Here is a 21,933-nt window from a genome sequence, read left to right as displayed (position 1 = left end):
CCGCCCCGAAGGGCGCCGACCGGACGGTCGGCGCCCTTCGTCGTCCCCCGGTCACGCCGCGGCCTCCTCGACGAACGCCTCCGTGACCGACCACCACGACCGCGATCGGCGTTCGCGACCGAGATCGGCGTCTGGGGCTGAGATCGGTAGCCGCCCGTGCCGATCTCGGCAGCGCGTGCCGATCTCGGCAGCGGTCTCGACAGCGCGTGCCGATCTCGCCCCGCCGCCCGAGCGCTGCGGTCACGTCCCCCGCGGCAGACGGGCCCGGCGGACACCGCGGACCACGGGGCTCCACGGGCGGTGCGATCCGTGGCCGGCGCGGACGTGCTCCTCGGTGGACGGCTCGACGTCGTCGCGCGGGCTCTCGACGGAGTGGCGGGGCGCCCGGAGGTGGCGGCCGTCGGCCGGGGGGTCGCCGTCGAGCACGGGCAGCTCGGGACGGCCGTCGCGCGCGTGCCGGGCGCCGTCGGGCACCGGGTCGGGCGGGCGCGGCGGGTTCGCCATCCACGCGCACACGGCCAGGAGGATGCGCGCGGTGAAGTTGACGAGGAGCAGCAGCGTCACGAGGACGGCGAACGACGCCAGGAGGGCGTTCCGCGTGGCGCTGCTCTCGACGAACGACGACCCGAGGTAGCGGAGCACGCCGAACCCGACGGCGGCGGTGAGCGAGCCGACGAGGAGGTCGCGGCGTCGGACCCGCACCCCCGCGAGGAGCCGCACGACGACGACCACGACGAGCGCGTCCAGCAGGACGCTCACGACGAGGCCCGCACCGGTGACGAGGACGGCGGGCCCGCCGGAGAGCCCGATCGCTTCGAGGATCTGGTTGCCGAGGGACGTGACGGCGATGCCGGCGACGGCGGAGACGAGGAGGAACAGCGCGAGGAGGAAGAACCCGAGCAGGGCGCGCGCCCGGGCGAGCACGGGGCTCTGGCCGACGTCGCTCACGCCGAACATGGTCCGCACGGCGCCACGCAGGTGGTACATGAACGACACGACGGAGAAGAGCAGCACCACGCCCGCGACGACGCTCGTGACGCTGAGCCCGGAGTCCAGCAGGAGCTGGTCGGGCCGGATGGCACCCGGTTGGCCGTCGAGGGCGATGAGGCCGGGCACGAGCTCGTTGATCTCGCCGAAGACGACGTCCATGAGCTCCTGGCGGCCGCCCAGGACCCGCATGAAGACGGTGTAGCCGATCGTCAGCGCGGCGAACAGCGAGAACAGCGCGGAGTACGCGATGCCGCCGCACAGGAGCGCGCCGCGCGCGTACAGGTAGCGGTAGGTCGCGCGGCCGGGCCGGCTGTCCTTCCAGCGCTCGACGAGGGCGTCCACCCGCGCGCGCGTGCGGGTGACGGCGCGCGGGGCGGCAGGGCGAGGCGACGTCACGCCCCGAACCCTACGAGGCGGTCGCTCCCGCGGCATCCGCGCCGAGGGGGAACACCTGCTCCGGGCGCCAGACGCCGTCGTCCCCGTGCTCGTAGAGCGAGAAGCCGGCGACGTCGAACTGCGCGTCGTAGGTCGCCATCTGGTCGAACGCCGCGTCGAGCGCGGCCTCGGGCACCTCGTGCGCGACGGTCACGTGCGGGTGGTAGTTGAACCGCAGGTCCTGGGCGAGCGGGCCGGTGCGGATCGCGCTCTCGAGGTGCTCGCACTCCGCGATGCCCTCGACCACCTGGACGAACACCACGGGCGAGACGGGACGGAACGTCGCGCTCCCCCGCAGGTGGAGGCGGAACGGCGCCGCCGTCGACGCGACCTCGGTCAGGTGCGCGCGCGCTGTGTCGAGCGCGGTGCGGTCCAGGACCGTCGGGCCGAGGAGCGTCACGTGCGGCGGGATCGACCGCGCGAGCGGGTCGCCGAACCGTGCGCGCGCGTCCTGGAGCTGCGTCGCGAACGGCTCGGGCACCTCGATCGCGATGCCGATCCGCACCTGGTGGGGCTCGCGCTCCGGGAGGTTCACGCGGTCGTCCCGCCCACGGGCAGCAGGCCGACGCGGTCGTAGATGCGGGCGAGCGTGCCGGCCGCGATCTCGCGGGCCTTCTGCGCGCCGCGCGCGAGCACCGCGTCGAGCTCGGCCGGGTCGGCCAGGTAGGTGTTCGCGCGCTCCTGGAACGGCACGAGGAAGTCGACGACGACGTCCGCCAGGTCCACCTTGAGGCGCCCGTAGCCCTGGCCGTCGTACTCGACGGCGATGGCCTCGACGTCCCGCCCCGTGAGCGCCGAGTAGATGGTCAGCAGGTTCGACACGCCGGGCTTGGCGACCGGGTCGTAGCGGATCTCCGTGCCGGAGTCGGTCGCAGCCGACCGGATCCGCTTGGCGGCGACCTTCGGGTCGTCGAGCAGCCAGATGACGCCCTTGCCGTTGGACGAGGACTTGCTCATCTTCGCCGTCGGCTCCTGGAGGTCGTAGATCTTCGCGACCGACCGGACGATGTGGGCCTCCGGCACGACGGCGGTCCCGTCGCCGAAGCGGGCGTTGAGCCGCTCCGCGAGGTCGCGGGTGAGCTCGAGGTGCTGACGCTGGTCCTCGCCGACCGGCACGAGCGCCGCGTCGTAGAGCAGGATGTCGGCCGCCATGAGCACGGGGTACGTGAACAGCCCCACGGTCGTGCCGTCGGCGCCCTGCTTCGCGGACTTGTCCTTGAACTGGGTCATGCGGCCCGCCTCGCCGAAGCCCGTCTGGCACGACAGCACCCACGACAGCTCGGCGTGCTGCGGCACGTGCGACTGGACGAACAGCGCCGAGCGGTCCGGGTCCACGCCGCCGGCGAGGTACTGGGCGGCCGTGCGGCGGGTGCGCTCGCGGAGCCGCTCCGGGTCCGGGTTGACCGTCAGCGCGTGGAGGTCGACGACGCAGTACAGGGCGTCGTACGCGTCCTGGAGGGAGACCCACTGGCGCAGCGCACCGATGTAGTTCCCGAGCTGCAGCGAGTCCTCGGTGGGCTGCATGCCCGAGAGGATCCGTGGCCGGGTGCCCGTCGGGCTCCCGGGCTCCTGCGTGGTCTCCGGGACCGGTGCCGGACCGATGTGCGTCGCCTCGATGGACATTGCCCCATTCTGACAGGTGCTCGGGCGCCGGAACGAATCGCCGTCGTACCGCGGTCGGACGACGGGGTCAGGTGGCCTCGTCGTCGAACGGGGCGGGCCCCGTCGGCGCGACGGGAGCGGCCGGGCGGGGCGGGGAGACGCGCTCGGGCAGGGGGTCGTCGTCCAGGAGTGCCTCGCGGACGATCCGGCGCGGGTCGTACTGGCGCGGGTCGAGCTTGGCCCAGTCGACGTCCGACAGCTCCTCGCCGAGCTCCGCGTCCACGCGCGACTTCGCGTCGCGCAGGTAGCCCCGCGCCGACCGCACGAACGCCCCGAGCTGCTCCGCGTAGCGCGGCAGGCGCTCGGGACCGATGACGACGACCGCCACGATGAGGAGCACGACGAACTCGGCTCCGTTGATCCCGAACACGCCGACAGACTACTCGCTCGTGGCCTCGTCGAGGACGACGCGCACGTCGCGCTCCTGGTCGCCGGTCCGCACGCGCAGGGTCACCGCGTCCCCCGGCGCCTTCGCCCGGATCGCGACGATGAGCTCGTCCGACTCCGTGACGGGCCGGCCGTCGATGGACAGGATCACGTCTCCCGGCCGGATCCCGGCGGCGTCCGCCGGGCCGTCGGGCGTCACCGCGGGCGTCCCGGACTGCGCGTCGGTCGAGACCTGGACGCCCTCGCCCTGGTAGCGCTGGTCGAGGAGCACGCCGATCACGGGGTACGTCGCGACGCCGTCGGCGATGAGCTGCTCGGCGGTGCGGCGGGCCTGGTTCGACGGGATGGCGAACCCGAGCCCGATGCTGCCCGTGGCCTCGCCGCTCCCCGGCGGCTGCGCGATGGCCGAGTTGATGCCGACCACCTGGCCGCGGCCGTCGACGAGCGGGCCGCCGGAGTTGCCGGGGTTGATCGCGGCGTCCGTCTGGATCGCGTTGATGAACGCCGTCTCCGCCGCGGCGCCCGCCTGGACCGGGCGGTTGAGCGCGCTGATGATCCCCGTGGTCACGGTCCCGTTGAGCCCGAGCGGCGCACCGATGGCCACCACCGGGTCCCCGACGACCACCTCGTCGGAGTCACCGAGCGCGAGCGGCGTGAGGCCGGAGTCCTCCACCTTGACGACCGCGAGGTCGTAGTCGACCGTCCGCCCGACGAGCTCGGCCGGGCTCTCGTGCCCGTCGGAGAAGAGCACGACGATGTCGCCACCGTCGGCGGCCGACGCGACGACGTGGTTGTTCGTGAGGATGAAGCCGTCCTCCCGCAGCACGAAGCCCGAGCCGGTCGCGACGCCGTCGGCCCCGCGGACCTGGAGCGAGACGACGCTGGGCAGCACGGTCGCCGCGATGTCCGCCACCGAGCCGTCGGGGCGGTCCGCGCCGGGCTCGACGCTCGCGGGCGGCAGCGCCGAGACGGACGAGCCGGAGGGCTGCGGGTCGGCGAGGCGGTCGGCCGCGACGCCGCCGACGGCGCCCGCGACGAGCGCGAGCACCGCGACGCCCGCGACGGCGGCCGGGCGCAGGCCGCGTCGCGGGGCGGTGCCGACCGCTCCGCGGGGCACGCCCACGAGGGTCGGGTCGACGGACCCGCCCGGGCGCGTCGGCGCCTCGGGCTGGCCGAACGCGCTCAGCCGCTCCCAGGGGTCCGTGGGCCCCGCGCTCGAGGGTTGCGCAGGCGCGGGCACCGCGGGCGGCGGCGGGACCGGTCCCGGACCGTACGCGGGCACGGCGTGGCCCGACGCAGCTCCCTCGGCGGGCCGTGGCGCCTCGGCGGACGGCGGGACGGGCACGCTGCGGTAGGCCGACGGCGGCGCGAACGGGTTCGGCGCGGCGTCGCGCGGACCGGGCTGCTCCGGTCCGGTCTGGGGGTCGGTCATGAGGTGCCGAGCGCTCCTGTCATGGTCGTCCAGCCCCGGGAGATGCGCGCCGGGACCCCGGCATCGTAGTCACGGGCCGGGAACGCCGCCACGAGGGCGGCGACCGTCTCCTGCTCGGTGTCGGCGACGACGTCGATCACCGTGTCGCCCGACTGCCACACGACGTGCCACGGCTCCTGCGACAGCACGTGCACGCGGCGACCGTCGACGTCCCACGTCTCGCCGCCCGCGAGCGCCGACGTGTCCAGCAGGCCGGTCTGCTCGCGCACGACCGCCTCCCCGCCCGGCGCCTCGAGGTCGATCTCCAGCACGCCGCGCCGCGCGTCGTCCCGCACGTCGGCCACGCGGAAGCCCTCGGGGAGCGGCGTCGGGCAGGTCCAGCCCTGCGCGGCGAGCGCCGCGAGGGCGGACGCGCCGCCGTCGGCGACCGTCCCCCCGCCCGACCCGCCGTCCAGGCCGTCGGTCCGTGCGCCGCCGACGACGAGCGCTCCCGTGGCCCGGGGGGCGGCCTGCGCGAGCACGGTGAGCGGGTCGCTGCGGTGCAGGTCCGGCGTGACGAGCGGGCTCTCCCCCAGCGCGAAGAGGCCGACCGCCGCGACGCCGAACCCGCCGACGACGAGGCCCACCACGCGCCGCCGGAGCGAGCCGCGGCGCACCTCGCCGCTCCACGCGCCGCGCGGGAGCGTCGCGGGAACGGCCCAGGGGTCGCTCGGCGCGGGCGCCGCGCGCAGCGGGTCACCGTCCGTCGGCGGGATCTGGGCGGACAGCGCGAGCAGGCGCGCGGCGAGGTCCGGCGCCGGCTCCACCGGTCCGGCCGCGCTCAGGGCGCGCCGGGCCGCCCGGGCCGCGGAGAGCTCCGCCGCACACCGCGGGCAGCAGGCCACGTGCTCCAGGGCGCGCTCCGCCTCCGCGGGCGACAGCTGCCCGTCGACGAGCGCGGAGAGCCGCGAGCCGAGATGGGTCACGCCGCCCCCCGGGCGCCCACGGCGGTCGGAGCGTCGTCCGACGCCGGACGCTCGGCGGGGTCGCGGTGCGGCAGGGCGGCGCGGAGCTGAGAGCGCGCGCGGTGGATCCGCGAGCGGACCGTGCCGAGCTTGATGCCGAGCGTGACGGCGATCTCCTCGTAGGAGAGGCCCTCGATGTCGCACAGCACGACGGCGGCCCGGTACTCGGGCGAGAGCGCGTCGAGCGCGCGCTGCACGTCGTGGTCAAGGTTCGCGTGCTCGAACCCGCGCTCCGGCTGGGCCTCGGCGCGCGCCGGGTAGTGCCCGTCGTCGTCGCCCATGGCCTCCATCCGGATGCGCTGCTTGCGCCGGACCTGGTCGAGGAACAGGTTCGTCGTGATCCGGTGGAGCCAGCCCTCGAACGTGCCCGGGGTGTAGCTCGACAGCGAGCGGAACACCCGGACGAACGTCTCCTGCGTGAGGTCCTCCGCGTCCTGGCGGTTGCCCGTCAGGCGGTAGGCGAGCCGGTAGACCCGCGCCGAGTGCTCGCGCACGATCGAGTCCCACGACGGCGGCACCCACGTGCCCGCGTCCTGCTGGCCGTGCGTGCTGGTCCTCGGTCGTGCGTCGTCCACGTGGTCCATCGTCCCAGAAGAACGTCCCGCCCTCGGCGCGTGTTCCCCGGCTCGCGCGGGACGTGCGCGCGACGTCCACGGCCCGTGCACACGCACGCGGCGCGGGAACGGGCCGGCGTGGGAGGGGGCGGGTACGATCCGAGACAGTGCCGGCCCGGCCCCAAGGGCCGGACGACGGACCACCAGGAGGACCTGATCACCAGCGACGTCGGCACCCACCGCAGCGCCAAGGCGGCGAGCTGGGTGTACAGCGAGGAGTTCGTCCCCGAGGACGAGGTCCTCCTGCGGGCGCGCGACCGCGCGGCCGAGCTCGGCTGCCCCGCGGTCCTCCCGGGCGTCGGGGCGGTGCTCCAGGTCCTCGCCGCGTCCCTCGCGGCCCGCGCGGTCGTCGAGATCGGCACCGGCACGGGCGTCGCCTCGATCTGGCTCCTGCGCGGCATGCCCGCCGACGGCGTGCTGACGACCATCGACGTCGAGGTCGAGCACCAGCGCGCGGCGAAGGCGGCGTTCGCGGAGGAGGGCGTGCCCGCGTCCCGCACGCGCACGATCCCGGGCCGCGCGAGCGACGTGCTCCCCCGCCTCACCGACGGCGCGTACGACCTCGTCCTCGTCGGGGCCGACAAGCACAGCTACCCCGAGTACGTGGAGCAGGGGCTGCGCCTCCTACGTCCGGGCGGCGTGCTGGCGGTCGACGGCGCGCTCTCGCACGACCGCGTCGCCGACCCCGCGCGGCGCGACGAGGTCACGACGATCGTGCGCGAGGTCGGCCGGTCGCTCCGGTCCGACGAGCGCGTGCTGCCGGCGCTGCTGCCCAGCGGCGACGGCCTCCTGCTCGCCGTCCGCCGCTGACCGGCCAGGTCAGAGCCGGTCGAGCGCCTCGAGCAGCAGCCGGGCACCGAAGCCCGTCGCCCCGGCCACGACCTCGTGCCGGTCGGCCGTCGCGCGCGCCGGTCCCGCGACGTCGAGGTGGGCCCAGGGCACGTCGCCCACGAACTCCCGGAGGAACAGCGCGGCCGTGATGGCCCCGCCACCGGGGCTCTCGACCGGGACGTGCCGCAGGTCGGCGACGTCGGAGCGGAGGGCACCCGCGTAGTCCTCGACGAGCGGCATGCGCCACACCCGCTCGCCCGTCGTGCGGGCGGCGTCCTCGAGCGCGTCGGCGACAGCGTCGTCGGTCGCGAACAACGCGCCGTGACCACGACCCAGGCCCATGCTGGCCGCGCCGGTGAGCGTCGCGACGTCGACGAGCACGTCCGGGGCGAGCTCCTGCACGGCGTACCCGACGGCGTCGGCGAGGACGAGGCGGCCCTCGGCGTCCGTGTTCGCAACCTCGACCGTGCGCCCCGACCACGTGCGCAGCACGTCACCGGGACGGTAGGACGCCGCGCCGACGTGGTTCTCCGCGAGCGGCAGCACGGCGGTGACGCGCCGGTCCGAGCGCGCGCGGGCGGCCCCGAGCACGACGGCGAGCGCGACGGCGGCACCCGCCATGTCGGTCTTCATGGGCACCATCGCCTCGCGCGGCTTGATGGACAGGCCGCCCGTGTCGTAGGTGATGCCCTTGCCGACGACGACCACGTGCCGCGGCGCGGAGCGGTCCGTCGCCGGGGTCACGCCGTGGTCCGCGGGGTCGTACGTGACGGTGACGAGCCGGGGCCCGCGCGCCGAGCCGGCGCCCACGGCGAGGAGGGCGCCGAAGCCCTCCTCGGCGAGCTCGGCGGGGCCGCGGACGGTGGTGTCGAGGCCGAGCGCGTCGGCCAGCCTGAGAGCGCGGTCGGCGAACCAGGCCGGGTCCTTGACGTCGGACGGCGTGTTCGCGAGGTCGCGCACGAGCCACGTCGCGGCGGCCGCGCGGGTCGCCGCCTCGATCGGTGCCGCCACATCGGGACGGTCGGGCGGCGTGAGCAGCACGAGCTGCGCGGCGGCGTCCTGCGCGCCGGCGGGCGCGTCGCCGCGGCGCGGCTGGGCGTACGCGGCGAGCAGGTAGCCCTCGACGTAGGCGCGGACCTCGGCCGCCCCGGCGTCCGCGGTCACGGCGCTCACGACCCGCTCGAGGCCGCGGGACGCACGAGCCAGCGCGGCCCCGGCGCGGCGCAGGTCCGTCGCGGTGCCGGCGCCCACGCCGAGCAGCAGGAGGCGGGGCGGCAGGCCCGCCCACGGCAGCCGGGTCGTGGACCCGACGTGCGCGCGCGGCAGGTCCACGCGCACGACCTCGCCGGCCGCGCCGCGGAAGCCCGGGCCACCCGCGCGCTCGGCCAGCTCGGCGAGGTCGACCCCGTACCGCAGGGTCGCGTCGACCGTGCCGGCGCGCGGCTGCAGCCCGTCCTCCGCCTCGCGCGGCGGCGCGACGGCGACCACGACCGCGTCGGCCTGTGCCTCGTCGACGAGCGGGGCGTCGCTGAGCACGCCCCGTGCACCGACCACCTCCGGCAGCGCGCGCGGGATCTCCGAGGTTCCGGAGACCCGGCGCTCACGTGCGGGCAATCAGCCCACCACGGCCTGGAGCGCCTCACCCAGCTCGCTGGCCTCGGTCGCGTTGAGCTCGACCACCAGACGCCCGCCACCCTCGAGCGGGACCCGCATGACGATGCCTCGCCCTTCCTTGGTGACCTCCAGCGGTCCGTCACCCGTCCGCGGCTTCATCGCAGCCATCGATGGCACTCCATTTCCGTTTGTCCCGAGTCCACCCCGCACGCGCGAGGAGGGGCGTCCGACCTCGGACGACGCCCGGGGGACAGTCTAGTTCACGCGTGCCGACATCCCGGGCGTCCCGGTCACGGCGGCCAGCCCGACGGCGGGACCAGCCGCCACAGCGACCAGACCCACCACACCTGACCCACGACGCACGCGACGGTCACCGCCGCGAGCCACGCGCGCGACCGCGTCCACCCGACCGTCACCGCGCCGAGCGGGAACGCGAGCAGGAGGAAGCGCACGAGCGACGTGCCCGGCTGGACGGTCGCCACGAGGTACGCCAGGTACGCCCCGGACCACGCGTGCATCTCCGGGCCGAGACGCGCCGCCACCGGGTTGAGCACGAGCGCGGCGGCCACCACGAGCACGAGCGCGAGGAGCCACGGGCCGGCGTCGCCCGCGAGCCACCGCGAGACGTCCACCCACGGCACGAACGGCACGACCTCCGCGCCGCCGCGCCAGGCCTCCTGGGTGCGGAAGTACGCCTGGTGCACGCCCGTGACCGCGCCGCACAGCCAGGGCCACACGAGCCCGCTCGCGAGGGCGACGACGAGCAGCCCGCCCAGCCGGGCGGCGTCGGGCCCGCGCAGGTCACCGCGGCGCCACCGCACGAAGCCGTGCCACAGCACGACCGCCGCCATCGGCAGCGCGACCGCGCGGCAGAAGCCGAGGAGCGCGACGAGGAGCGCCGCCCCGGCGTAGCGGCGCCGCGCGAGCAGGAGCAGCGCACCGGCCACGAGGAGCAGGGCGAGCGACTCGGTGTACGCGACCTGGAGGACCGGGCTGGAGGGGAAGACGCTGACGAGCAGCACCGTCGCGAGCGGCAGGCCCGGGCGCCGCTCGACGGCGGCCGCCCCGGCCGTCGCGACGAGCCGATGGACGACGAGCGCCGCGCCCGCCCCGCACGCGAGCGCGAGCGTCGGTGCGAGCACCTCCCAGCCGAGCCCCGTGACGGCGTCGAGCGCGCGGACGAGCGCGGGGAAGAGCGGGAAGAAGGCCCACACGTTCTGCTGCACGGCGCCGTCGGGGCCCACGGGGAGCGTGTCCGGGTAGCCGGAGGAGTAGATCTGCTCGTACCAGCTCGCGTCCCACATCCGACCGACGTAGGCGAGGTACGAGGGCGCGGCGTCGGTCCACAGGTTCTGCTCCTGGGACCGCGCGGCGACGAGCAGCACGACGGCGCTCACCGCCCGAGCCAGGGCGTAGACCACGAGCACCTGCACCCACCACCGCCAGGTGGCGGGCCGCAGCAGCCGCGCCCGCGCCGCGGGAAGGGCGGCCGTGCGCGGCGTCGTCACGCCAGGCCCCGCAGGGCCGCTGCCGGGGCCGTCTCGTCGCGGACGGCGGAGACCAGGTCGAGGACGCGGCGCGTCGCCGCCACGTCGTGCGCGCGGAAGACGCGCGCGCCGAGCCACGCGGCGACCGCCGTCGCCGCGAGCGTGCCCTCGAGGCGCTCGTCGGCCGGGAGGTCGAGCGTCTCCCCCACGAAGTCCTTGCGCGACAGGGCCATGAGGAGCGGGAAGCCGAGCCCCGCGAGCACCTCGGTGCGGCGGAGCAGGTGCAGCGAGTGCCACGTGTTCTTGCCGAAGTCGTGGGTCGGGTCGACGAGCACCGACGCGCGCGGGACGCCGCACGACACCGCCCGCTCGGCCGCGGCCCGCAGCGTCGTCACGACGTCCTGCACGACGCCGTCGCGCGGGTCGGCCGCTCCGGGGCGGGCCGGGTAGGCGACGCGGACGGGGTCCGTGCGCGGCCGCGCTCCCCCGGTGTGGGAGCACACCACCCCGATCCCGTGCTGCCCGGCCACCTCGACGAGCCGCGGGTCGTGCCCGGCCCACGTGTCGTTGACGAGGTCCGCGCCCGCGAGCGCCGCCTCGTGCGCGACGTCCGCCCGCCACGTGTCCACGCTGACGAGGAGGTCCGGGAACTCCGACCGCACGCGGGCGACGAACGGGACGACGCGGCGGATCTCCTCCGCCGGGGTGACCTCCGGGCCGACCCCGGCGCGCACGCCGCCCACGTCGAGGATCTCGGCGCCCTCGCGGACCGCGCGCTCGACGGCGGCGAGCGCCTGGCGGTCGTCGAGCTGGCGCGCCCCGGCGTAGAAGGAGTCGTCGGTGCGGTTGACGATTGCCATCACGGCGGGCCGGTCGAGCTCGCGCCCGCGCAGCACGAGCGACGTGCCGCGCGGCGGCACCCCGAGCGGCGGCAGCGGGACGGGCGCGCCGGGACCTGCGGTCATCGCGCCGCGCCCGTCAGCTCGCGTCGCCGGCCTGCGCCCGGACGAGCTCCTCCGTCGCCTCGCGCTCCTCCGCGCGCAGCTCGGCGCCGCGGTCGCACACGTACTCGACGGCCTCGGCCGGGTCGTCGCACAGGTGGACCAGGTCGAGGTCGTGCTCGCTGATCATCCCGCGCCCCACGACGGCGGTCCGCGCCCAGTCGAGCAGGCCGGTCCAGTAGTCCGTCCCGACGAGCGCGACGGGGAACTCGGTGATCTTGTGAGTCTGGACGAGCGTGAGCGCCTCGAACAGCTCGTCGAACGTGCCGAACCCGCCCGGCAGCACCACGAAGCCCTGCGCGTACTTGACGAACATCGTCTTGCGGGCGAAGAAGTAGCGGAAGTTCACGCCGAGGTTGACGTAGCGGTTCATGCCCTGCTCGAACGGCAGCTCGATCCCGAGCCCGATCGACAGGCCGCCCGCCTCCGACGCCCCCTTGTTGGCCGCCTCCATGATGCCGGGGCCGCCGCCCGTGATGACCGCGAAGCCCTCGTCGACCAGGAGGCGACCGACGTCCTCGGCGAGCGCGTAGTCGGCGTGGTCCGGCTTGGTCCGCGCCGAGCCGAACACGGAGACGGCCGGGCCGACCTCCGCGAGCGCGCCGAAACCCTCGACGAACTCGCTCTGGATGCGCATCACGCGCCACGGGTCGGAGTGCACCCAATCCGCGTTGCCGCGCGAGTCGAGGAGGCGCTGGTCCGTCGTCTGGCCGGGGATCTGGTCGCCGCGGAGCAGCACCGGCCCCTTGCGGTACCCGGTGCCCGTCTGGGGCACGCCGTCGTCGGAACCCTGCTGGTCACGCACCGTGTCGCTCATGGTCACGAGCCTATGCCGCAGGGGTGGCCGTCAGCCACGCACGGAGCGCGTCGCGGCACAGCGCGAGCTGCCCGACGGGGCACCGCTCGTCGTCCTTGTGCGCGAGCAGCGGGTCCCCGGGGCCGAAGTTCACCGCCGGGACGCCGAGCTCGGCGAAGCGCGCGACGTCGGTCCAGCCGTACTTCGGGGCCGGTGCCCCGCCGGTCACGCCGAGGACGGCCGCCGCGAAGTCCGCCGCGAGCGGGTCGTCGAGACCGGGCCGCGCACCGGGCGCGGCGTCGGTGAGGGTGACCGCGAACCCGGTGAAGAGGTCGCGGACGTGCTGCTCGGCCTCGGCCACGCTGCGGGAGGGGGCGAACCGGAAGTTCACCGTGACGACGCACTCGTCGGGCACGACGTTGCCCGCGATGCCCCCCGTGATGCCGACAGCGTTCATCCCCTCCCGGTACACGAGGCCGTCGACCTCGATCTCCTGGGGGACGTACGCGGCCAGGCGGTCCAGCACCTCGTGCGCGGCGTGGATCGCGTTGGTCCCCGTCCAGGAGCGCGCGGAGTGGGCCGCGACGCCCGGCACGCGCACCTCGGCGCGCAGCGTCCCGTTGCACCCGCCCTCGAGGCCGGCCGACGTGGGCTCCCCGAGCACCGCGAAGTCCGCCTCCAGCAGGTCCGGGCGGTTGCGCGCGAGGCGCCCGAGCCCGTTGAGGTCCGCGGCGACCTCCTCGTTGTCGTAGAAGACCCACGTGACGTCCTGCGCCGGGGCGTCGAGCTCCGCCGCGAGCGCGAGCGCGACGGCGACGCCGCCCTTCATGTCGACCGTGCCGCGGCCCCAGACCTCGGCGTGCGCGCCCTCGCCGACGACGCGCGTCGGCAGGTTCGGCGGGACCGTGAGCGGCACCGTGTCGAGGTGGCCCGCGACGACGACGCGCCGCTCCCGGCCGAGCGCCGTGCGCGCGACGACCGTGTCGCCGTCGCGGACGACCTCCAGGTGCGCGACCGTGCTCAGCGCGGCCTCGACCGCGTCCGCGAGCGCGCGCTCGTCCCCGCTCACGGACGGCACGTCGCACACCGCGCGGAACAGGGCGACGAGGTCGCCGCGGAGGTCGAGCACGGGTCCGGTACCAGGGGTGGGAGACGTCACGCCAGCACCCTACCGGTGCCGGATAGGGTGGGCGCATGACTTCTGCGACCCCCGCGCCCGCCCCCTCGGCGGGCGCGTCCGAGCCGCGTACGGCGTGGGGCTACGGCCTGGCGACCGTCACCGACGACGGCACGACCCTCGACGTCTGGTACCCCGCGCCGGAGCTCGGCGCCGCCCCGGCGGACGCCGCCGTCCCCGCGTCCCTCGACGCGCTCGCCGAGCGCGACGAGCTGCGCGGCGTGGACGTCGTCGTGGTGCGGACCGAGATCGACCTCGACGCCGCCCCCGCCGACACCGCCGACGCCTACCTGCGCCTGCACCTGCTCTCCCACCGTCTCGTCGTGCCGCACGGCCTGAACCTCGACGGCCTCTTCGGCGTGCTGACGAACGTCGTGTGGACGAACCACGGCCCGTGCGCCGTCGACGGCTTCGAGGAGACGCGCCTGCGCCTGCGCGCGACCGGCCAGCCCGTGACCGTGCTCGGCGTCGACAAGTTCCCCCGCATGGTGGACTACGTCGTCCCGTCGGGCGTCCGCATCGCCGACGCGGACCGCGTGCGCCTCGGGGCCCACCTCGCGGCCGGCACGACCGTGATGCACGAGGGCTTCGTGAACTTCAACGCGGGCACGCTCGGCACGTCGATGGTCGAGGGTCGCATCTCGGCGGGCGTCGTCGTGGGCGACGGCTCCGACGTGGGCGGCGGCGCGTCGATCATGGGCACGCTGTCCGGCGGCGGCCGCGAGGTCATCTCGGTCGGGCAGCGTTCCCTGCTCGGCGCGAACGCGGGCCTCGGCATCCCGCTCGGCGACGACTGCGTCGTGGAGTCCGGCCTGTACGTCACCGCCGGGACCAAGGTGACGGTCGTCGGGCAGCAGGACGCCTCGGGCGAGCCGCTCGTCGTCAAGGCGCGCGACCTCGCCGGCCGGTCCGGCATCCTCTTCCGGCGCAACTCGCTGACCGGCGGGGTCGAGGCGGTCTCGCGGACCGGCGCGGGCGTCGAGCTCAACGCCGCGCTGCACGCGAACTGACCGGCCCCTGCCGAGCACGCCCCGCCTCGACGATGACGACGACGCAGCCCCCGCGCTCCCCGAACGCCCCGGCGCCGGGGCGCGTCCGGTCGCGCCGACGCCCCCTGCGCACCGCGGTCACCCTCGTCACGGTGGCCGCGGTGGGGGTCGGCGCGGTCGTGGTCGCGCTCAACCGGCTCGACGACGCGACGCCCGTCGCGGAGCGCTGCGCCGCGACCGCCGACGGCCGCACGTGGTACCTCTCCGTGACGCAGGCCGACAACGCGGCACTGATCACCGGGGCCACCGTGCGGCGCGGGCTGCCCGCCCGCGCCGCCACCATCGGGCTCGCGACCGCGCTGCAGGAGTCGCGGCTCGTCAACATCGACTACGGCGACCGCGACTCCGTCGGCCTCTTCCAGCAGCGCCCCTCGCAGGGGTGGGGCACCGTCGCGGAGATCATGGACCCGGTCTACTCGACCAACACGTTCTACGACGCGCTCGAGACGGTCGAGGGCTACGAGGGCATGGAGGTCACCGTCGCCGCGCAGACCGTCCAGCGGTCCGCGTTCCCCGACGCGTACGCGCAGCACGAGCCCCGCTCGCGCGCGTGGGCCTCCGCGCTGACCGGCTGGTCGCCCGCGTCGCTCACGTGCGACCTCGCGGCGGTCCCGGCGGAGGAGGTCCCGGCCGACGGCGACCCGGCCGAGCCGTTCCGGGAGCGCGTCACGCGCGACCTCGGGGACGCCGTCCGCGTCGCCCCGTCGGACGGCGGGGACGGGGGCCTGGTCGTGGTCGACGCGTCCGCGCTCCCCGGCGCCGCGGACGACGGCGGCGTCGAGCGGTCGGCGTGGGCCGTCGCCCAGTGGGCCGTGGCGACGGCGGACGCCACGAACGTCGTCGCGGTCGAGGTCGGCGACCGCCGCTGGTCGCGCGACGGCGCGACGTGGACGACCCCCGACCCGGCCGACCTCGCCCCGCTCGACCCGGGCGTCCTGCGCGTCCACGTCGCCGTCCCCGACGCGTCCTGACCGACCGCCGTCGGCCCGCGCCGGCGCGGTGTCGCGGACGGTGCCTCGCCGAGACGGGAGAAGTGGCCCCTCACGCACCCCGCGTCGGGGCCACGTCTCGCGTCTCGTCCCGGGGGTAGCCGCCGGGCGGACGACGAGACGCCGCGTCGCTCACCGTGGGGTGAGCGGCGCGGCGTCTCGGTGGACGGGCGTCAGCGGTCGGAGACGGCGACGTAGTCGCGCTCGGTCTCGCCGACGTAGACCTGGCGCGGGCGGCCGATCTTGGTCTGCGGGTCCTTCATCATCTCGCGCCACTGCGCGATCCAGCCGGGCATGCGGCCCAGCGCGAAGAGCGGCGTGAACATGGCGGGCGAGAAGCCCATGGCCTTGTAGATGAGGCCCGTGTAGAAGTCCACGTTGGGGTAGAGCTTGCGCTCGATGAAGTAGTCGTCGTTGAGCGCGATCTCCTCGAGGCCCATGGCGATGTCGAGGAGCTGGTCCTTCTTGCCGAGGGTGGAGAGCACGGCGTCGGCCGACTTCTTGACGATCGCCGCGCGCGGGTCGTAGTTCTTGTAGACCCGGTGGCCGAAGCCCATGAGGCGGACGCCGTCCTCCTTGTTCTTCACCTTCTTCATGAAGGTGTCGACGTCGTACTCCGCGCCCGCGATCTTGTCGAGCATGGTGAGCACCGACTCGTTCGCGCCGCCGTGCAGCGGGCCCGAGAGCGCGTTGACCCCGGCCGCGACGGACGCGTAGAGGTTCGCGTGCGAGGACCCGACGACGCGGACCGTCGAGGTCGAGCAGTTCTGCTCGTGGTCGGCGTGCAGGATGAGCAGCTTGTCGAGCGCGTCGACCACGACCGGGTCGGCCTCGTACTGCTGGTACGGCGTCGCGAACGTCATGCGCAGGAAGTCGTCGACGTACCCGCGCGAGTAGTCCGGGTAGAGCAGCGGCTCGCCGACGCGGCGGCGGTGCAGGTACGACGTGATGGTGCGCGACTTCGCGAGGAGCAGGACCGTCGCGAGCTCGACCGTCTCGTCGTCGAACGGGTCGAGCGACTCGGGGTAGAACGTGGACAGCGCGTTGATCGCGGACGACAGCACCGCCATGGGGTGCGCGTTGCGCGGGAACGTGCCCATGAACGTGCGGAAGTCCTCGTGCACGAGCGTGTGCCGGTTGACGCGCTCGACGAAGGCGTCGAGCGTCGCGGCGTCGGGGAGCTCGCCGTGGATGAGGAGGTAGGCGACCTCGAGGAAGCTCGACCGCTCGGCGAGCTGCTCGATCGGGTAGCCGCGGTACCGGAGGATGCCGGCCTCGCCGTCGATGTACGTGATGCTCGACTCGCACGACGCGGTGTTCATGAAGCCGGGGTCGACGGTCACGAGGCCGGTCGACTTGAGCAAGGAGGACACGACGATGCCGTCGTTGCCCTCGGTCGCCGCGACCACGGGCAGGTCCTGCGCCTGGTCGTCGACGAGGAGGCGGACCTTCGCCTGCTGAGTGGTGGTCATGGTTCCCTTCCTGCTGCTGCTCGCGCCGTTGCCGCGCGGTCGACCGTACCCCGCCCCACCCGCACGTGACCAATCAGGAACCGTCACGAGAACACCACACCCGCTGTGATCCAGGTCACGCCAGCGGGAGGCCTCCGGAGAGTCGAGCCGCGGCCTCGTGGACCCGCTCGTCGGTCGCGGTGAGGGCGACGCGCACGTGCCCCGCACCCTCGGTCCCGTAGAACGCCCCGGGCCCGACGAGGATGCCCCGGTCTGCGAGGGCGGAGACCGTCCGCCAGCAGTCGCCGGCCGCCTCGTCGACGGGCCGCGTCCACAGGTAGAGGCCCGCCTCGGAGTGGTCGATCGCGAGGCCCGCGCCGGTGAGGGCGTCGACGAGCACCTCGCGGCGGCGCGCGTAGACGTCCCGCTGCGCGGCGACGTGCGCGTCGTCGGACAGGGCCGCGACCATCGCGGCCTGGACCGGTGCGGGGACGATCATGCCGAGGTGCTTGCGCGTCGCGAGCAGGTCCGCGACGAGCGCCGCGTCCCCGGCCACGAACGCCGCGCGGTAGCCCGCCATGCTCGACTGCTTGGAGAGCGAGTAGGTGACGAGCAGGCCGTCGTGCGACCCGCCGCACACCGCCGGGTCGAGCAGGCTCGGGACACCGGTCGTCGTGAAGGGCTCGGTCCACGCGAGCTCCGCGTAGCACTCGTCGCTCGCGACGACCGCGCCGATCTCGCGGGCCGCGGCGACGACGCGCGCGAGGTGCGCGGCATCGAGCACGCGGCCCGTCGGGTTGCTCGGCGAGTTGACCCAGACCAGGCGCACGTCGTCGCGCCCGGCCCACGCGTCGACGTCGTCCGTCGCAAGGGGCGTCGCGCCCGCGAGGCGCGCGCCGACGTCGTAGGTGGGGTACGCCGTCCGCGGGTGCACGACGACGTCGCCCGGCCCGAGCCGCAGGAGCGAGGGCAGCAGCCCGACGAGCTCCTTGCTCCCGACGGTGGGGAGCACGGCGTCGGGGTCGAGGCCGGGGACGCCGCGACGGCGGGCGAACCACGCGGAGACCGCCTCGCGGAGGGCGGGCGTCCCGTGCGTCGTCGGGTAGCCGTGCGCGTCGGACGCGGCGGCGAGCGCGTCGCGCACCACGGCGGGGGTCGGGTCCACCGGCGTGCCGATGGAGAGGTCGACCACGCCGCGGGGGTGCGCTCGCGCGCGCTCCGCGTACGGGGTCAGCGTGTCCCAGGGATAGGCGAGACCGGAGAGGTCGGCGAGTCCCACGAGCGCCGGCGCCGGAGGCTCAGGCCTGCGGCGGCAGGGCGGCGATCATCGGGTCGTCCTTCTCGATGAGACCCATCTTCGCGGCGCCGCCGGGCGAGCCGAGGTCGTCGAAGAACTCGACGTTGGCGCGGTAGTAGTCGCTCCACTCCGTCGGCACGTCGTCCTCGTAGTAGATCGCCTCGACGGGGCAGACCGGCTCGCACGCGCCGCAGTCGACGCACTCGTCCGGGTGGATGTAGAGCGACCGCTTGCCCTCGTAGATGCAGTCGACAGGACATTCCTCGATGCACGCCTTGTCCTTGACGTCCACGCACGGCTGGGCGATCACGTAAGTCACGACCGAGTACCTTTCTGGGTTCGTCCGGACCCGGCCCGGCGAGGGGCGAGGTCATGACAGGGACATGCACGACTAGTATCGCTCAGGTCGGGCGGTGCCCGACCCTCTCTGACCAGCCCGTGGACGAACGTCACACGACCCGAGGAGCCGCCGCGTGCCCGACTCGCCCTGGACGACGTGGGCGCCGGGGACGCGGGTCGTCGTCCGCCGCAGGCTCTCGCCCGACGACGCGGCCGCCGCGGGCAAGCCCCTCACCGACGTGATCGGGGTGGTCGTGGAGACCACCGCGACCACGCTCGTGCTGCGCGAGGACGCGGGCGGCAGCGCCCCGCCGCACCGCGGCCACGGCCCGCGCGACGACGCCCCTCCCCTGGTCTCCGTGCCGCTCGACGCGATCGTGGCCGGCAAGCCGGTCCCGCCGCGGCCACCGCGACGGCCCGCGTCGCGCCCGGACTGACGACCGGGCCCGACGGACGACCGGTCGACGGGGCCTCGCGACGGGGCCCGGCGACGACGTGACCCGCCCCGGGCGACGCCGGGACCGCGGTCGCACCTCAGGCGACGACGACCGCCCGGTCCTCGACGTCCACGACGACGGCGCCGCGGGCCCCCGCGGCGGTGAGCGTCTCGCGCCAGGTGCCCCCGTCGTCGAGGTCGACGCGCACGGGCTCGCCGGTGCCGCCCGTGGCGGCGCGCACCGGGTCGGGCCGGTCGAAGAACTCGCCCACGGGCGCATTGGTCTCCAGCGCGCGCACGAGCTGCTCGAGGTCGCGCACGACGACGCGCAGCGCGGACGCGACCCATGCGGCGTTGTCCGTGACCATGGCCTCGGTCCGGCGCGGGTCGGTGCGCCCCACGCGCGTCGCGTCGCGGAAGCTGCCCGCGGCGAGGCCCAGCGCGACGTCGCGCACGGGCGCGTCGGCGACGACGCCCAGGAGCTCGGTGGCCAGGACGTGCGGGACGTGGCTGACCAGCGCGGTGGACTCGTCGTGGACGTCGTCGGTGAGCACGTGCACCGTGCCGCCGAGCGGACCCGTGACGAGCCGCAGCACGGTCGTGAACGCGTCCGGTCGCGTGGTCGCGTCCACCGTCAGGGCCCAGCGCGCGCCCGCGAGCATCGCGGGGTCCGACGCCTCGAAGCCCGAGTGCTCGGTCCCGGCCATGGGGTGCGCCCCGACGTACCGGGCGTCGAGCCCGGCGGACCGGACGGCGTCGCGCACCGCGCCCTTGACGCTCCCGACGTCCGTCACGACCGTCGCGCCCCGCACGTGCCGGGCGACGTCGGCCGCCACCGCCCGCATGGCTCGCAGCGGCACGGCGAGCACGAGGACGTCCGGCTCGTCGGCGCAGACCTCCGCGACGTCGCCGACCACGCGCAGGCCGGCGGCGCGCGCCGCCGCGCGCGTGGTCGCCGTGGCGTCGTAGCCGGTCACCTCGACGCCGCGGTCGTGCAGGAGCCGGGCGACCGAGCCCCCGACGAGACCGAGGCCGACGACGCCGACCCGGACCGCCGCGCGGGGCGCGCCCGGCTCCGGCGCGGCGCCCGCGGCGGTCACCACAGCAGCCCCGTCGCGAGGCCCGCCGCGCCGGTCGACGCGTCGACGCTCCCGACCGGCACGTGCGCGGCGTCGACGTCGGCCCGCGCCGACTCGTCGAGCTCGCCGCGCGCCGGGACGACCCCGAGCGTCTTGAGCGCGTCCCCGGCCCGGACGAGGTCCTCCAGGACCGCACGCACCGGCGCGTCCCAGGGCGCGCCGTCGACCACGAGGACGAACGCGTAGGTGCCCGCGACGGCCTTGAGCGGTCGGGTGATGAGGCTCGACAGGTTGACGCGCCGTGCGCCGAAGGATTGCGTGATGCGGGCGAGCACCCCGGGGCCCGTGACGACGGGCGTGACCGCGAGCATCGTGCGCCACGTCGTCTCGCCGCTGCTGCGCGCGCGGCCGAGCGCCGCGGCGGCCTCCGCACGCGGTGCCAGCACGAGGAACCGCGTGCGCGCGCCCGCGAAGTCCTCGACCGCGCGCTCGACCGTCTCCAGGCCGTAGAGCTCACCGCAGATCGTCGGGCCGAGGGCGACCTGGTGCGGCCCGGCGTCGCGGCACGCCGCGGCGTTCGACGACGCCGCGACCGGGACGAGGCCCGTCCGGCGCACGAAGCCCTGGCACTGCGCGAGGCCGTGCGGGTGCGCCGTGACCTCGGTGAGGTCGCCGTGGCCCGGGCGCGCGAACGCGTCGAACGAGATGTCGAGCACGACCTCGTCGACCGCGACGACGCTCGCGCTCCCGACGATCGCGTCGAGCGAGGGCACGACGTACCCCTCGACCGTGTTCTCGATCGCGACGACGCCCCGCTCGTGCTCGCCCGCAGCCACGCCCGCGAAGACGTCCGCGACGGTCTCGCGGGCCGCGAGCCCGGCACCCACCGGGCCGTGCTCGGCCGACCACGCGGCCGCCGCCTGGTGCGTGAACGACCCCTCGGGGCCGAGGTACCCGACGCTCACGCGTGGACGGGGTCGGGGGCGGTCGCCCAGCGCGGCTCGAGCGCGTCCGGGCCGGGCACGAACTCCTGCCCGGGCAGGACCGCGAGCACCCGGTGCGCGACGCCCCGCTCCCCGAACCCCGTGACGAGGGCGTCGAGCGTCGTCGCGTCGGGGCACGAGAACGCGCAGAAGAAGATGTGCGGGCCCGCCTGCGAGCGGTGGCTGCGCAGGTGCTGGAGGTCGATCCCGGCGGCGGCGACGAGCGCGAGCGTCTCCTGGAGCGAGCCGCGGTGGTCGTCCCGGGGCCCGAACGCGAGCCACACCTGGGCGACGCCCTCCGCCCGCGGCGCCGCGTCGCGGCTCTCCAGCAGCCCGTACCAGACGGGCGCGCCCTCGCCGAGGAGCTCGCTCCCCGGGAGCTCGGCGTAGCCGAGCAAGGCGAGCGGCCCGTGGGCCACCGAGCGCTCCACGACGAGGCTGCCGTCGGCGCCGGCGAGCGCGACCCGCTCCTCCAGCGTGGTGCGGGTCGGGACGAGCGACGGGCTGACGCCCATCGTGCGCAGCACGTGGCGCCGGTCGCGCATGCCCGCCTCGTCGACCACCACGTGCCCCGTCAGGTCGCGGGCCGCCGTCGACCGGCCGACCCAGACCCATTGCGACGGCACCGCCGACGCGCCGGTCAGCACGAGCGACGGCGGCGCCGCGAGCAGCGCGCGCTCGAGCTCGTGCGACGGCTGTGCCGGGTGGCCCAGGTGCACGACGGCGGCCAGCGCGTCGATGCTCGCGACGGTCGACAGCGTCGCCGTCGTCGACCCGAGGTCGAGCAGCGCCTCCGTCGGGTCGCCGTCGACCCATCCCGCCGCCGTGGCCGCGAGCAGCGCCTGCGCTCCCGACTCCCGTTCGCTGCGTCCGAGCATGG

23 protein-coding genes are annotated in these 21,933 nt (G+C 75.5%); 4 read left to right on the top strand and 19 right to left on the bottom strand.

Annotated elements, in window-relative coordinates; all coding sequences use genetic code 11:
• Positions 1-240: 240 nt before the first annotated feature.
• The 7 genes from HKK73_RS06505 to sigE form a co-directional block, all read right to left on the bottom strand.
• Entirely contained in the window at positions 241-1,386 is a 1,146-nt protein-coding gene (locus HKK73_RS06505; RefSeq protein ID WP_171467666.1) for a YihY/virulence factor BrkB family protein, read from the bottom strand.
• 10 nt (positions 1,387-1,396) lie between these two features.
• The gene (locus HKK73_RS06500; protein WP_034651171.1) at positions 1,397-1,960 is read right to left on the bottom strand and encodes a 2'-5' RNA ligase family protein; all 564 of its coding nucleotides are present in this window, start codon (positions 1,958-1,960) and stop codon (positions 1,397-1,399) included.
• Positions 1,957-3,048, bottom strand: coding sequence for a tryptophan--tRNA ligase (gene trpS, locus HKK73_RS06495; protein WP_171467665.1), 1,092 nt, complete (start codon positions 3,046-3,048; stop codon positions 1,957-1,959). Before trpS ends, HKK73_RS06500 begins: the two co-directional genes overlap by 4 nt.
• Positions 3,049-3,115: 67 nt before the next feature.
• The gene (locus HKK73_RS06490) at positions 3,116-3,457 is read right to left on the bottom strand and encodes a twin-arginine translocase TatA/TatE family subunit (protein WP_034651176.1); all 342 of its coding nucleotides are present in this window, start codon (positions 3,455-3,457) and stop codon (positions 3,116-3,118) included.
• A 9-nt stretch (positions 3,458-3,466) separates the two neighbouring features.
• Positions 3,467-4,906, bottom strand: a complete 1,440-nt coding sequence (locus HKK73_RS06485) for a S1C family serine protease (RefSeq protein WP_171467664.1) — start codon at positions 4,904-4,906, stop codon at positions 3,467-3,469.
• Positions 4,903-5,871, bottom strand: coding sequence for a zf-HC2 domain-containing protein (locus HKK73_RS06480; protein ID WP_171467663.1), 969 nt, complete (start codon positions 5,869-5,871; stop codon positions 4,903-4,905). Before HKK73_RS06480 ends, HKK73_RS06485 begins: the two co-directional genes overlap by 4 nt.
• Entirely contained in the window at positions 5,868-6,485 is a 618-nt protein-coding gene (gene sigE / locus HKK73_RS06475; RefSeq protein ID WP_241005622.1) for an RNA polymerase sigma factor SigE, read from the bottom strand. Before sigE ends, HKK73_RS06480 begins: the two co-directional genes overlap by 4 nt.
• Before the next feature lie 195 nt (positions 6,486-6,680).
• Here sigE and HKK73_RS06470 point away from each other — a divergent pair, with 195 nt between their 5' ends.
• The gene (locus HKK73_RS06470) at positions 6,681-7,334 is read left to right on the top strand and encodes an O-methyltransferase (RefSeq protein ID WP_061267694.1); all 654 of its coding nucleotides are present in this window, start codon (positions 6,681-6,683) and stop codon (positions 7,332-7,334) included.
• Positions 7,335-7,343: 9 nt separating this feature from the next.
• Here the strand turns inward: HKK73_RS06470 and HKK73_RS06465 are convergent, their stop codons facing one another.
• From HKK73_RS06465 to dapE, 6 genes are all read right to left on the bottom strand, one after another.
• On the bottom strand, positions 7,344-8,891 hold the full coding sequence (locus HKK73_RS06465) for a M17 family metallopeptidase (protein ID WP_232322598.1): 1,548 nt from the start codon (positions 8,889-8,891) through the stop codon (positions 7,344-7,346).
• Between the two features lie 78 nt (positions 8,892-8,969).
• Entirely contained in the window at positions 8,970-9,137 is a 168-nt protein-coding gene (locus tag HKK73_RS06460; protein WP_064506638.1) for a DUF3117 domain-containing protein, read from the bottom strand.
• A 122-nt stretch (positions 9,138-9,259) separates the two neighbouring features.
• Positions 9,260-10,477: a hypothetical protein gene (locus HKK73_RS06455; protein WP_171467662.1), complete on the bottom strand. Its 1,218-nt coding sequence runs from the start codon at positions 10,475-10,477 to the stop codon at positions 9,260-9,262.
• Entirely contained in the window at positions 10,474-11,421 is a 948-nt protein-coding gene (gene folP / locus HKK73_RS06450; protein WP_171467661.1) for a dihydropteroate synthase, read from the bottom strand. The genes HKK73_RS06455 and folP overlap by 4 nt, the downstream gene beginning before the upstream one ends.
• Before the next feature lie 13 nt (positions 11,422-11,434).
• Complete coding sequence (locus HKK73_RS06445; RefSeq protein WP_061267638.1) at positions 11,435-12,274, bottom strand: TIGR00730 family Rossman fold protein; 840 nt, start codon at positions 12,272-12,274, stop codon at positions 11,435-11,437.
• 10 nt (positions 12,275-12,284) lie between these two features.
• The gene (dapE, locus tag HKK73_RS06440) at positions 12,285-13,412 is read right to left on the bottom strand and encodes a succinyl-diaminopimelate desuccinylase (RefSeq protein ID WP_253705822.1); all 1,128 of its coding nucleotides are present in this window, start codon (positions 13,410-13,412) and stop codon (positions 12,285-12,287) included.
• Between the two features lie 35 nt (positions 13,413-13,447).
• Here dapE and dapD point away from each other — a divergent pair, with 35 nt between their 5' ends.
• Positions 13,448-14,440: a 2,3,4,5-tetrahydropyridine-2,6-dicarboxylate N-succinyltransferase gene (gene dapD, locus HKK73_RS06435; protein ID WP_051876515.1), complete on the top strand. Its 993-nt coding sequence runs from the start codon at positions 13,448-13,450 to the stop codon at positions 14,438-14,440.
• Between the two features lie 32 nt (positions 14,441-14,472).
• Entirely contained in the window at positions 14,473-15,450 is a 978-nt protein-coding gene (locus HKK73_RS06430; RefSeq protein WP_185981320.1) for a hypothetical protein, read from the top strand.
• A 191-nt stretch (positions 15,451-15,641) separates the two neighbouring features.
• Here HKK73_RS06430 and HKK73_RS06425 read toward each other — a convergent pair whose 3' ends face one another.
• The 3 genes from HKK73_RS06425 to fdxA form a co-directional block, all read right to left on the bottom strand.
• Positions 15,642-16,940, bottom strand: coding sequence for a citrate synthase (locus HKK73_RS06425; protein ID WP_021482791.1), 1,299 nt, complete (start codon positions 16,938-16,940; stop codon positions 15,642-15,644).
• A 115-nt stretch (positions 16,941-17,055) separates the two neighbouring features.
• Positions 17,056-18,198 carry a succinyldiaminopimelate transaminase gene (dapC, locus tag HKK73_RS06420; protein WP_171467660.1) on the bottom strand — a complete coding sequence of 381 codons (1,143 nt, stop codon included), beginning with the start codon at positions 18,196-18,198 and terminating at the stop codon, positions 17,056-17,058.
• 19 nt (positions 18,199-18,217) lie between these two features.
• On the bottom strand, positions 18,218-18,535 hold the full coding sequence (gene fdxA, locus HKK73_RS06415) for a ferredoxin (RefSeq protein WP_024841122.1): 318 nt from the start codon (positions 18,533-18,535) through the stop codon (positions 18,218-18,220).
• A gap of 154 nt (positions 18,536-18,689) precedes the next feature.
• On the opposite strand from fdxA, the gene HKK73_RS06410 reads away from it, so the two are divergent.
• Complete coding sequence (locus tag HKK73_RS06410; protein WP_034651460.1) at positions 18,690-18,992, top strand: hypothetical protein; 303 nt, start codon at positions 18,690-18,692, stop codon at positions 18,990-18,992.
• Between the two features lie 97 nt (positions 18,993-19,089).
• On the opposite strand, the gene HKK73_RS06405 is transcribed toward HKK73_RS06410, so the two are convergent.
• The 3 genes from HKK73_RS06405 to HKK73_RS06395 are packed head-to-tail and all read right to left on the bottom strand — an operon-like array spanning position 19,090 to position 21,931.
• Positions 19,090-20,091 (bottom strand): prephenate dehydrogenase/arogenate dehydrogenase family protein, encoded by a 1,002-nt coding sequence (locus HKK73_RS06405; RefSeq protein ID WP_171468696.1) that lies wholly within the window; start codon positions 20,089-20,091, stop codon positions 19,090-19,092.
• A complete protein-coding gene (locus HKK73_RS06400) occupies positions 20,088-21,035 on the bottom strand; it encodes a prephenate dehydratase domain-containing protein (protein WP_253705820.1) in 948 nt (315 codons plus the stop codon). Before HKK73_RS06400 ends, HKK73_RS06405 begins: the two co-directional genes overlap by 4 nt.
• Positions 21,032-21,931, bottom strand: a complete 900-nt coding sequence (locus tag HKK73_RS06395; RefSeq protein WP_171467659.1) for a hypothetical protein — start codon at positions 21,929-21,931, stop codon at positions 21,032-21,034. The genes HKK73_RS06400 and HKK73_RS06395 overlap by 4 nt, the downstream gene beginning before the upstream one ends.
• Between the last annotated feature and the right edge of the window lie 2 nt (positions 21,932-21,933).

It is taken from the genome of Cellulosimicrobium sp. 72-3, from assembly GCF_013127315.1.
GTDB lineage: Bacteria > Actinomycetota > Actinomycetes > Actinomycetales > Cellulomonadaceae > Cellulosimicrobium > Cellulosimicrobium funkei.
Note: the sequence above shows the minus strand (reverse complement) of the source record. Positions and strands in the feature narration are given on the sequence as shown.